The sequence below is a fragment of the Nocardioides flavescens genome, assembly GCF_009823805.1.
GTDB classification, from domain to species: Bacteria; Actinomycetota; Actinomycetes; order Propionibacteriales; family Nocardioidaceae; genus Nocardioides; species Nocardioides flavescens.
In genome coordinates, this window is the sequence record NZ_WUEK01000004.1 from 249,661 (window position 1) to 261,263 (window position 11,603).

The following is an 11,603-nucleotide window of genomic DNA, read 5'->3' on the forward strand; positions in this document are numbered from 1 at the left end:
GTGGCCCTCTCACCCGAGGCCCGTCGCGCCGTCGAGCACGCCCGCGGCGAACCGCGCGTGCACGCGCCCGGCTACGACATCGCGGCAGCGCGCGTCGCCGCCCGCGAGCTCGCCCTCGCCGAGCCGCCGCTCGAGCTCGCCGAGGTCCGCGACCTCGACGCCGACGGGGTGCCGGTGCGGCTCTACCGTCCCGCCGACGCTGCTCCTGGCGTCGTGGTGCACCTGCACGGGGGCGGCTTCGTCTTCAACGACGTCGAGGTGCACGACCGTCCCTGCCGCCGCTTCGCCCACGGCCTCGGGATCGCCGTGCTCTCCGTCGACTACCGCCTGGCCCCCGAGCACCGCTTCCCGGCCGCGCCCGACGACGTCGACACCGTGCTCGCCTGGCTCGAGCGCGAGGCGTCCTCGCTCGATCTCGACGGGCCGGCGTACGCCCACGGCGACAGCGCGGGCGCCAACCTCGCGCTCGTGGCCGCGCTGCGGCACCCGGGCCGGTTCCGCGCGCTCGTGCTCCACTACCCGTTCCTCGACCCGACCGCCGGGTTCGCGTCGTACGCCGAGCAGGCCGACACGGGCTTCGACCCCGAGGAGGCGGCGTGGTACTGGCGCCAGTACGCCGCCTCCGCGGCCGACCTCACCGACCCCGACCTCGCGCCGCTGCTCAGCGACCGGCTCGGCACCCTGCCCCCGACGCTGGTCACCACCGCCGAGCACGACCCGCTGCGCGACGAGGGGGAGCGGCTCGTCGAGCTGATCGGTGAGGCCGGCGGGCAGGCGGTCGGCACCCGGTGGCTCGGTCAGCTGCACGGCTTCTGGCGCCACCGGCAGGTCTTCCCCGCGGCCGACCAGCTGATGGCCCAGGGGGCGTCGTTCATCCGCTCGCACGCGTGAACCACCCGGCTGAGAGGATGGGCGCCATGCGTGTCCACCTCGGATCCGACCACGCCGGACTCGACCTGAAGGCCCACCTCGTCTCGTGGCTGACCGAGCACGGCTACGAGCCGGTCGACCACGGTCCCCACGTCTACGACGCCGTCGACGACTACCCCGTCTTCTGCCTGCGGGCGGCCGAGGGGGTGCGCGAGGACCGCGACGGCGGCCTCGACAGCCTCGGCGTCGTCATCGGCGGCTCGGGCAACGGCGAGCAGATCGCCGCCAACAAGGTCGAGGGCATCCGGTGCGCCCTCGCCTGGTCGGAGGAGACCGCGTCGCTGGCGCGCGAGCACAACGACGCCCAGGTCGTCTCGGTCGGCGGTCGGATGCACCCGCTCGAGGACATGACCCGCTTCGTCGAGGTCTTCCTCTCCACGCCGTTCAGCGGCGACGAGCGCCACCTGCGCCGCATCGGCCAGGTCGGCGACTACGAGCGCACCCGGGAGCTGCCGCCGCTGCCCGAGTCCGCTCAGCAGTCGGCTCAGCAGAGCGATGCCTGAGGGGCACACCCTCCACCGCCTGGCGAGCGCGCTCGACGGAGCGTTCGCCGGGCACCCCGTGCGCGTGAGCAGCCCCCAGGGGCGCTTCGCGGAGTCGGCCGCCCTCCTCGACGGCCGGGTCCTGCGCTCGGCGACGTCGGCGGGCAAGCACCTTTTCGTCGACTTCGACGACGACGACGTCGTGCACGTCCACCTCGGTCTCTACGGCAAGTTCGCCGTGCACCGGGCGGCCGTCGAGGTGCACCCGCCGGTCGGCCAGGTGCGGATGCGCCTCGTGCAGGCCGACGCCGGCGACGGGCCCGACGCGAGGGCGTCGTACGCCGACCTGCGGGGCGCGACCGCCTGCGAGCTCCTGGTGCCCGCCCAGGTCGAGGCCATCCTCGACCGGCTCGGACCCGACCCGCTGCGACCCGACGCCGACCCCGACCGCGCCTGGGCGCGGATCAAGCGCAGCCGCGCGCCCATCGCCGGGCTGCTGATGGACCAGTCGGTGGTCGCCGGGATCGGCAACGTCTACCGCGCCGAGATCCTGTTCCGCCACCGCGTCGACCCGTTCCGGGCCGGCAACTCCCTCCGCGTCTCGACGTGGCGCGCGATGTGGGACGACCTCGTCGTGCTGATGGCCGACGGCGTGCGCACCGGCCGCATCGACACCGTGCGGCCCGAGCACCTCACCGAGGCCGAGCTGCGCTCGCGGCGCCGGCGGGGTCTCAACTACGTCTACCGGCGCGCCGGCGACCCCTGCCGGGTCTGCGGCGCGACGGTGCGCACCGAGGAGCTGCAGGCGCGCAACCTGTTCTGGTGCCCCCGGTGCCAGCCGAGGTTCCGCTCGCGGGCGGTGGGAGCCGGGTCGTGAGGCGCGGGCACCGCCAGCCTTTCGACCGCGTCCTGGCGGGGCTGGTCGTGCTGCCGGTGCTGGTCGTCGTGGCCGTCGGGATCGACCCCGACGTCGTGCCGATCACCGCGCTGATGGTGCCGCTGCTGCTCGGCAGCCTGGTGCTCTCACCGCGGCGGCTCCCGTGGTTCGTCGGCTGGGTGGTCCTCGCCCTCGTGACGTCGCTGCTGCTGCAGGACTCGATCAGCGCGCGCACGTGGGGTGCGGTCGGCATCCAGGTGCTGATGGCGCTGATCGTGCTGGGCTTCTCGGTGCGCCGCTCGCGGCTCGGTGTCGCCGGGGTCACGGGGGAGTCGATGTTCGTCGACCTGCGCGACTCGATCCTCGCCCAGGGCGGCATCCCCGACCTGCCCTCCGACTGGCGGGTGGAGCGGGCGCTGCGCTCGGCCGGCGGTACGCCGTTCGCGGGCGACTTCCTGGTCGCCACCTGCCCGACGCCGGAGCGGCTCGAGATCGCCGTCGTCGACGTGTCCGGCAAGGGCGAGGACGCCGGCACCCGCGCGCTCCTGCTGTCGGGGGTGTTCGGCGGGTTGCTCGGGGCGCTCCCGCCCGAGGACTTCCTGCCGGCCGCCAACGACTACCTGCTGCGTCAGGACTGGGACGAGGGCTTCGCCACGGCCGTGCACCTCTCGCTGACCCTGACCGACGGCAGCTTCGCCGTCCGGTCCGCCGGGCACCCGCCTGCCGTCGTACTGTCCGGGACCGAGCGCGAGGTGCTCACCAGCGACGGCCCGGTGCTGGGGCTGATCCCTGACGCGGAGTTCAGCGTCGCGACCGGCCGTCTCGCCGAGCCCGGCACGACGATGCTGCTCTACACCGACGGCATGGTCGAGCGCGCCGACCGCGACCTCGACCAGGGGCTCGAGCGGCTGCTCGACGAGGGCCGGCGGCTGCTGGGGACCGGCGATCACGGTGTCGACCGGGTGGCCGAGCGGCTGGTGGACGCCCTCGGCTCACCGGACGACGACCGCGCGATGGTCGTCGTTTCGCGGGCGCAGCGCTCCGGGCGGTAGATTCCGCTCGTCTCGGCCGGAGCCCTCGGGCAGCGTCGGGGCCGCGCGGATGTAGCTCAATGGTAGAGCCCCAGTCTTCCAAACTGGCTACGCGGGTTCGATTCCCGTCATCCGCTCCAGGACCGGTCTCTCGGGCGCCCTCGGGCGTCCGTGAGCCGCCCTGACCGGGGCGTAGCGTAGTGGCTAGCGCGCCTGCTTTGGGAGCAGGAGACCGCAGGTTCGAGTCCTGTCGCCCCGACCAATTCGTGGTCCAAACGTTGCGGATGCGAGCAGACCGGCGGCGGACCTCGGTGCAACTTGCTTCACAACGAGACGTGATCATCAGATGCAGCGTTCCCGCTTGAACCTCGGGTGCTCGTGGGCTCAAGTACGCCGGCGGATTGGCCTGAACGAGACTGAGAACTTCCTCAGGCGAGACGAACTCGCAATTCCATCCGTCATATCGGACTCCTTCCGAGTGCTGTAGGAAACTTGAAGGCACTGGACGATCAGGAGCGGTATTACTAGAAGCCACCCAAACGGGTGGAGGAAGCCGCCGACGACCAGCGTCAGGACGCCCTTCAGCCCACGAGCGAGCTCAGGGTAACAAAATGCTTCTCCTTCAGAGCCCGCGGAAGACCTTCTTCCTAGCCGCCGGCGGCAATGCGCGAGCAGCTGCGTGTCGATGCCCTGAGGTAGCAGGGCGCCGCCGCCCAACCCAGGCCGAACTGGGACCGATTCGTGCGCCGATCACCGCGCGGATACGCTGAGGGGTCGGACGTCGACCACGGGCCGGTAGGCCCACCAGGAGGATGAACAAGCAGTGAAGAGCGCCGTCGAGACCTTGAGCCCGACCCGGGCCAAGCTGACCGTCGAGGTGCCCTTCGAGGAGCTCAAGCCGAGCCTCGACGCGGCCTACCAGCAGATCGCCAAGCAGATCAACGTCCCCGGCTTCCGCCGCGGCAAGGTGCCCCCGGCCATCATCGACCGCCAGGTCGGCCGCGAGGCGGTGCTCGCCCAGGCGATCAACGACGTCCTCCCGGAGAAGTACATCGAGGCCCTGCAGTCCAACGACCTGCAGCCGCTGGCCCAGCCCGAGGTCGAGGTCACCAAGCAGGACGAGGACGGTCTCGAGTTCACCGCCGAGGTGGACGTCAAGCCGACGATCGACCTGCCCGAGTACGACGGCCTCGAGGCCACCGTCGACGACCTCGAGGTCACCGACGCCGACGTCGAGGAGCAGCTGCAGGCCCTGCGCGAGCGCTTCGGCACCCTGTCCGACGTCGAGCGCGCGGCGGCCGACGGCGACTTCGTCGTCATCGACCTGACCGCCAGCCGCGACGGCGAGGTGCTCGACGGCGCCGAGCTGACCGGCATGAGCTACCAGGTCGGTCGCGGCGGGATGATCCCCGGGCTCGACGAGGCCCTGGTCGGCCTGAGCGCCGGCGAGGAGAAGTCCTTCAGCTCCGAGCTCGTCGGCGGCGACCTCGTGGGCGAGCCCGTCGAGGTGCTCGTCAAGGTCACCCAGGTCCAGGAGCAGGAGCTCCCCGAGCTCGACGACGACTTCGCCCAGGAGGCCTCGGAGTTCGACACCGTCGCCGAGCTGACCGACGACGTCCGCGAGCGCCTCACCCGCGGCAAGCGCCTCGAGCAGGCCGCCGGCGCCCGCGACGCCGTCCTCGAGGCCTTGCTCGACAAGGTCGAGGTGCCGCTGCCGGAGACCATGGTCACCGACGAGCTCAACGCCCGCCGCCAGCAGATCGAGCAGCAGCTCGCGATGGCCGGCATGACGATGGACGCCTACCTCGAGGAGCAGGAGCAGACCCAGGAGGAGTTCGAGGCCGACCTCGAGCGCCGGGTCCGCGACGCCGTCGCCGCGCAGTTCGTCCTCGACGAGATCGCGAAGAAGGAGGAGTTCGGCGTCGACCAGAACGAGCTCTCCCAGCACCTGGTCCGCCGCGCCCAGCAGTCCGGTCAGGACCCGCAGGAGTTCGCGAACCACATGTTCGAGCACAACCACATCCCGGACCTGGTCCAGGAGATCCTGCGCGGCAAGGCGCTCGCCCAGATCGTCGAGGGTGCGACCGTCAAGGACGCCTCCGGCGAGGTCGTCGAGCTGAAGAACCTCCGCCCCGACGGCACCATCGGTGAGCCCGAGGCCGAGGTCGAGGCCACCGAGGACGCCGCCGACGAGGCGACCGAGGAGTCCACGGACGAGGCCACCGAGCAGGAGAGCACCAACAGCTAGACCCCTGCGTAGCCGAGCCGCCGACGGGGAATCGGGACAGCGTGAGCGACGACAGTGCGTGGCGCCCACCGAGCCCCGTCGGCACGGCCGACGAGGCCCTCGAGGGCTACGCCGATCTCGTCGAGGTCGGGCGCGGTGGCGACTCCGTCGTCTACCGCGCCCGTGACCTCCGCCTCGGGCGCTCGGTCGCCGTCAAGGTGCTCGCGGTCGACGAGCCGCACCGCGTCGAGCGGTTCATGCGCGAGATCGAGATCACCGTCGAGCTCGGCCGCCAGCACCCCTACGTCGTCACCGTCCTCGCGACCGGCACCACCGCCTCCGGGCGACCGGCGATCGTCATGGACTTCTACGAGCGCGGCAGCCTGCACGACCAGCTGCGCGAGCGCGGGCCGCTCGGCGTCGACGAGGTCGTCGCGGCCGGCCGGGTCGTCGCCGACGCGCTGGCCTTCGCCCACGCCCACGGGGTGCTGCACCGCGACGTCAAGCCGCAGAACGTGCTCGTGCTGCCGACGTCGTGGGTGCTCGCGGACTTCGGGATCGCCCGGCTGGTCGACACCGAGCACACCGCGTCGGTCGAGACGTTCACCTACCGTCACGCCTCCCCTCAGCTGCTGGACGGGGCGATGCCCACGGAGGCCGACGACGTGTGGGCGCTCGGCTCGACGCTGTTCACCCTGCTCGACGGGCGGGCGCCGTTCGCGAGCGACGACCCCGACGACGACTCGGCGCTGGCCTATCTGCGAAGGGTCCGCACCTCGGCGCACCGCCGCCCCGACCTCGGCCCCGCACAGCGGGAGGGGGAGCCTCTCCTGGCTGTCATCGACCGGTGCCTGGCCAAGGACCTCGACCAGCGCTGGGGCAGCGCTGCCGAGCTGCGCGACGCGCTGAGCGACCTGCGCGCCACGGCGTGGCGGCCCGATGCCGCGGCGCGACCCCTGGCCCCGGCGCCCGCACCCGTGGAGCTCCCGGTCGAGCCGCCGGCCGCGTCCGAGGCGCCGGTGGAGCCGAAGCCCGTCGCCCTGTCGGTGCTGGCCCACCGCGACGCCGCCGGTGAGGACGCCGCGACCAGCGCGCGTCCGCCCGAGCCCGAGTCCGCGCCTGAGCCCCCGGTCGAGGTCCTCGCTTCCCCTCGACCGGAGCCCGACGCCCCGCCCGACCCCCAGGCCCGCAGCCGGCGCCGGCTGCTCATCGGGCTGGCCGCGCTGGCCCTGCTCGTCGGGACCGGCCTCAGCGTCGTCGGTGCGGCGCTGCGCAGCGGCGACGACGACACGACGAGCACCGCGCAGCCGACGACGGACGTCGGCGGCGAGGCCGTCCCCACCCTCGATGCCGCTCCGACCGAGACCGGCGACCCGCAGGTCAAGGTCTTCGACCCGGCCCTGACCTTCGACTTCACCGGCATCCGCAGCGACGGCGTCAGCATCGAGATGAACTGGAACGACCCGACCGACGGTCGCGGCACCTTCGTGCTGCTGCAGACGCTGCCCACGCGCGACCTGCGTCAGTTCCCGCCCGGCACCCGAGAGGCGACCCTGACGGTGCCGCTCGCCCAAGGCGAGCGGGCCTGCTTCAAGCTGACGGTCCTCGACACCGACGGCGCGATCGGCGAGGCCGCGCAGAACCCGCGCTGCGTCCGACCGACCGCGCCCTGACCCGCGAGCCGGCTCAGCGGCCTAGGAGAGTGATGATCAATGGGGGCGGGGCTGAGGCCGCCCTCTGCCATTGATCAGCGCTTTCCCAGCACCCGCGGGTCGACCCACCACCACCAGCGTCGCCAGAGCGGTACGCCGCCCCGCGCGGCCCGGCGTACGCGGCGCAGGTCCTCGGTCAGGGCCGACCCGGGGGTGGCCGCGGGCCCGAAGACGGCGCGCTCGGCCCGCTCGGCCAGGGAGTGCGCGGCCGTGGTGCCCCACCGCGCGTCGGCGGCGGCGGCGATCCGGGTCGCGTCGAGCGAGCGGTCGGCCGGGTGTCCGGACAGCGTCAGCGCGTCGAGGACCTCCGCCCACGCGCCGGCGTCGCCCCGGCGCAGGTGGCGTCGGGTGCGCCAGCGCCGCAGCAGCGCCAGCGCACCCAGGAGCGCGGCGAGCAGCACGGCTGCGCCACCTGCGAGCACTCCCGCTCCCAACCCGCCGCTCCCGGTCGACGCGGCCTCGGCCGCGTCGTCCGGGTCAGAGGCCGTCGAGGGGGCGACGGACGCGCCGTCGCCGGGGCCGGGTCCGTCGCCACCGTCGGTGGTCGGCTCCGGGGCGACGACGGGCCGTCCGTCGTCGAACGTGTCGTCGTCGGGCGTCGGGCTGAACGGCACCCACCCGAGCCGGTCGAAGTAGACCTCGGGCCAGGCCAGTGCATCCGCACCCCTCACGACGCGGGTCTCGGCGTCGGCGCCCGTCGCACCCGGCTCGGGGCTCCCCGGCCGGAACCCCACGACGACCCGCGTGGGCAGGCCACTGGCCCGCGCGAGCAGCGCGAAGGCCGTGGCGAACTGCTCCGACGTCCCCACCCGCGCGCCCGGCTGCCCCGGCTCGCCGAAGAGGAACTGCTCGATGCGCCAGTACGCCGAGCCGGAGGTCGCGCTCGAGGACAGCGCGCGCTGGTTCTGGACGGCCTGCTCGATCGCGACGGCGCGCTCGTAGGGCGTGGTGGCGTCGCGCACCACGCGGGCGGCGTACGCCGTGAGGCCGGCCGGCAGGGTGGGCTGCTGCAGGTAGGGCCGGGTCCCGGCCCCGGTCGGCACGGTGGCGGCGAGGAGCTGCTGGGGGTCGGGGGCGTCGACCTCGGCGCTGACGCGGTAGCGCGTGCCCTCGCCCGCTCCGGTCTCGAGGAGCGTGCCGGTCTCGAGGTCGACGAGCGGCTGGCCGCCGCCAGAGACACCGTCCGACACACCGCCGGACACACCCACGGGGTCGCCCGGCGTCGGCAGCCAGGGCCCGCCGAGACCCGTCAGCTCGACGGACTCGTCGACGCGGCGCCTCTCGTCGCCCGCGGGCAGGGAGGTGCGGCGGGTGGAGCCGACGGGGGCGTACTCCGTGCCGGCGCGCCATTGGCTGCCGTCGTGGGTGCCGAGGGCGACCAGGCGCAGCGGGACGGCGGGCCCGCGCACCCGGAACAGCTCGACGTCGGGGTTGGCGGCCCACGCGCCGAGCCGGGGGAGCGGGCTGGCCGCCTCGACCTCGGTCAGGGGCGGGTCGACGTGCTCGCGGGGCTGGAAGGCGCCGTCGGCGGGCACGACCGCCACCGCCGCCAGCAGCACCCCGGCGACGCCAGCGACGGGCAGGACGGTGAGCAGGCGGTCGCGCTGGCTCTCGGCACGGCGGTCGAGGAGCACCCACCCGGCGAGGGCGAGCACCACGAGCAGCACGGCGAGCAGACCGTGCGGGTCGCTGCGGCCCCCGCTCAACAGGGCCCCGGCGAGGTAGAGCACGAAGGCCCCGGCGACCGGGCCGACCCGGGTGCGTCCGTCGGCGCGCAGCCCCGCCAGCAGGGAGACCAGCCCGGTCAGCAGCACGGGCGCGGCGAGCAGGTCGGCGCGCCGGGCGTACGGCGTGGGCTCGGTGAGCAGTCGCGGCACCGCGTCGGAGAGCGTCGCGAGCAGGCCGGTGCCGGCGCCCGCGGTCATGAGGTAGGCGAGGAGCACGAGCAGCGCGGCGAGTGCGGTCGAGGTCGCCCAGCGCGAGACACCGAGGCCGGTGACCGCCCGCAGCAGCACCAGCGGCACGACCGACGCGAGGACGAGCGCGAGCCGCACCAGCCAGGAGTCCCAGGTGCCGGCCAGCGCGAGCGAGCCGCCCGCGACCAGCGCGGCGGCCCACACCGTGGCCGCGAGCGCGTGGCTCCCGGGTGCGGGGGTCACGGCTCGACCACCCGGTCCCAGGTCTCGGTGAGCGCGACCGAGGAGTGCCCGCGCAGCTCGAGGACCCCGGCGGCGTCGAGGCTCGTGACGGACGGCAGCGGGTCGACGACGAGGTGCACCTGGGTGGGGGCGCCGCCGACGTCGAGGAGCCGGCGCACGTCGTGGCGGTCGGCGAGGTGGCCCGAGACGGCGACGGCGACGTCGGCGCGGTCGCTGTGGGGCGGGGCGACGGTGTCGTCGGCGGCGAGGTCGATCTCGGCGAGGAGCCACTCGAGCTCGTGGGCCTCCCGGCGCGGCTGTCCGGCCGGCGAGCCCGGCACGTCGACCTCGTGGCGTCCGCTCGCCGTCGTGAAACGCACGGGGTGGCCGCCGAGCTGGGCGGTGCGGCACAGGGCGGAGGCGAGCTCGACGGCGTCCTCGAAGGCCTCCGCGGAGCCGGACCGCGCGCCGGCGTAGGAGCCCGGCCGGTCGTCGAGCACCACCCGCACGTGCGGCTCGGCGGGGTCGACGTCCTCGCGCACCATCAGCGCTCCGGTGCGGGCGCTCGTGGCCCAGTGGAGCCGGCGCAGGTCGTCGCCCACGGCGTACTCGTGGAGGCCGACGAGGTCGGTGCCGCCGAGCTCCCACGCGCTGTCGGAGCCGGCCGCCGTACGACGGGTGCCGGCGGGCAGGCCGGCGAGCGGCAGGCGGCGGGGCAGCACCCGCACCTGGTCGACCACGCCGACCGAGGTCGTGTGCTCAGCCATCCCGGCGAGCCCGACGCGACGCAGGCGCACGGGCCCGACCGGCACGAGGCCGCGGCGCGGGGTCGGGATCGTGTAGGGCACCGAGACCGTGGCGGCACGGGTGGAGTCGGGCAGCGGCACCGGCACCAGGTCGCCGTCGACGGTGTCGCTCACCTCCAGTCGGGCCAGGCCCGCGCGACGGCGCCCGGTCACGTGCAGTCGGCCGCGGCACTCCTGGTGGCGCTCGACGACGGTGGGGCTGACCGTGCGGCGCACCGTGAGGTCCGGGGCGACGACCACGGCCGCGACCTCGGCGGCGACGAGCAGCAGGAGCGCCCCGCCCGTGCCGGCGACGAGCGGGTAGTGCAGGGCGAGACCGAGACCGAGGAGCACCAGGCCCAGGGCGAGGACGCGCCGGCCTCGCGGGGTGACCGCGCGACCCACGCCGCTCACGCCCCGTCGGGCTGCGGCGGCGGCACCGCCTGGAGCGCGTCGTGGACGACGCCGACCGGTGTGTGGCCCGCCAGGAGCGCGTCGCGCGTCAGCACGGTGCGGTGGGCCAGCACGGGCTCGGCGAGGCGCTGCACGTCACCGGGGACGACGTAGTTGCGGCCCTGGGAGGCGGCGTGCACCTGCAGGCAGCGCACGAGCGCCCGCAGGCCGCGGGTGCTCGCGCCGAGCCGCACCCGCGGGTCCTCGCGGATCGCGACGCCGAGGTCGCGGACGTAGCGCAGCAGCAGGTCGGCGACGTGGAGCGACTCGAGCGCGCGGGCGGTGGCCGCGACCTCCTCGGGCGTCGTCACGGCGGCCACGTCGTCGACGTGACCGGCGCTGCTGCCGGGGCGCAGCACCTCGATCTCGTGCTCGGCGTCGGGGAAGCCGAGGCTGACCCGCACGAGGAACCGGTCGAGCTGCGCCTCGGGCAGGCGGTAGGTGCCGTCGAGGTCGACGGGGTTCTGCGTGGCGATGACCAGGAACGGGTCGGGCACGCGGTGCGACTCGCCGTCCACCGTGACGGTGCGCTCGGCCATCACCTCGAGCAGCGACGACTGGGTCTTGGCGGCGGCGCGGTTGATCTCGTCGGCCAGCACGACGTGGGCGAAGACCGGACCCTCGCGGAAGCGGATCTGGCCGTCGCGGGGGTCGAAGACCGTCGTGCCGGTCACGTCGCTGGGCAGCAGGTCGGGGGTGAACTGGACCCGGCGCACGTCACCACCGAGCGCCTTGCCCACCGCGCGGGCCAGCGTGGTCTTGCCCGTGCCGGGCACGTCCTCGAGCAGCACGTGACCGCCGGCGAAGACCGAGACGAGCACCAGGTCGACCGCCGCCCGCTTGCCGTGCAGAGCGGTCTCGACGGCGTCGCCGAGCCGCTGGTGCAGCTGGCGGAACGCCGCCACGGCGGCCTCGCTCGGCCCGGCGGGCGCGAGGGTGCTGGTCACGGGTGCTCCTCGGAACAGTCG

The 11,603-nt window shown here is 74.4% G+C and carries 9 protein-coding genes and 2 tRNA genes; 8 read left to right on the forward strand and 3 right to left on the reverse strand.

Annotated features, from left to right (window positions below; translation table 11 throughout):
* The 8 genes from GRQ65_RS08225 (at position 1) to GRQ65_RS08260 (ending at position 7,220) form a co-directional block, all read left to right on the forward strand.
* Positions 1-891 (forward strand): alpha/beta hydrolase fold domain-containing protein, encoded by an 891-nt coding sequence (locus tag GRQ65_RS08225; RefSeq protein WP_160877064.1) that lies wholly within the window; start codon positions 1-3, stop codon positions 889-891.
* Positions 892-917: 26 nt separating this feature from the next.
* A complete protein-coding gene (locus GRQ65_RS08230; protein ID WP_160877066.1) occupies positions 918-1,433 on the forward strand; it encodes a ribose-5-phosphate isomerase in 516 nt (171 codons plus the stop codon).
* On the forward strand, positions 1,426-2,289 hold the full coding sequence (locus tag GRQ65_RS08235) for an Fpg/Nei family DNA glycosylase (RefSeq protein WP_160877068.1): 864 nt from the start codon (positions 1,426-1,428) through the stop codon (positions 2,287-2,289). The genes GRQ65_RS08230 and GRQ65_RS08235 overlap by 8 nt, the downstream gene beginning before the upstream one ends.
* Positions 2,286-3,341 carry a PP2C family protein-serine/threonine phosphatase gene (locus GRQ65_RS08240; RefSeq protein ID WP_337191570.1) on the forward strand — a complete coding sequence of 352 codons (1,056 nt, stop codon included), beginning with the start codon at positions 2,286-2,288 and terminating at the stop codon, positions 3,339-3,341. Before GRQ65_RS08235 ends, GRQ65_RS08240 begins: the two co-directional genes overlap by 4 nt.
* Positions 3,342-3,386: 45 nt before the next feature.
* Positions 3,387-3,460: transfer RNA gene (locus tag GRQ65_RS08245), tRNA-Gly, on the forward strand.
* 46 nt (positions 3,461-3,506) lie between these two features.
* Positions 3,507-3,582, forward strand: a tRNA-Pro gene (locus GRQ65_RS08250).
* 561 nt (positions 3,583-4,143) lie between these two features.
* Complete coding sequence (gene tig, locus GRQ65_RS08255; RefSeq protein WP_160877070.1) at positions 4,144-5,568, forward strand: trigger factor; 1,425 nt, start codon at positions 4,144-4,146, stop codon at positions 5,566-5,568.
* Between the two features lie 41 nt (positions 5,569-5,609).
* The gene (locus tag GRQ65_RS08260; RefSeq protein WP_160877072.1) at positions 5,610-7,220 is read left to right on the forward strand and encodes a protein kinase domain-containing protein; all 1,611 of its coding nucleotides are present in this window, start codon (positions 5,610-5,612) and stop codon (positions 7,218-7,220) included.
* A gap of 74 nt (positions 7,221-7,294) precedes the next feature.
* Here the strand turns inward: GRQ65_RS08260 and GRQ65_RS08265 are convergent, their stop codons facing one another.
* From GRQ65_RS08265 to GRQ65_RS08275, 3 genes are read right to left on the reverse strand one after another with little or no spacing between them, the layout of a single operon-like run.
* Positions 7,295-9,418, reverse strand: a complete 2,124-nt coding sequence (locus GRQ65_RS08265) for a transglutaminaseTgpA domain-containing protein (RefSeq protein ID WP_160877074.1) — start codon at positions 9,416-9,418, stop codon at positions 7,295-7,297.
* Positions 9,415-10,596, reverse strand: coding sequence for a DUF58 domain-containing protein (locus tag GRQ65_RS23920; protein ID WP_160877076.1), 1,182 nt, complete (start codon positions 10,594-10,596; stop codon positions 9,415-9,417). The genes GRQ65_RS08265 and GRQ65_RS23920 overlap by 4 nt, the downstream gene beginning before the upstream one ends.
* Entirely contained in the window at positions 10,593-11,582 is a 990-nt protein-coding gene (locus GRQ65_RS08275; protein WP_160877078.1) for an AAA family ATPase, read from the reverse strand. The genes GRQ65_RS23920 and GRQ65_RS08275 overlap by 4 nt, the downstream gene beginning before the upstream one ends.
* Positions 11,583-11,603: the final 21 nt, after the last annotated feature.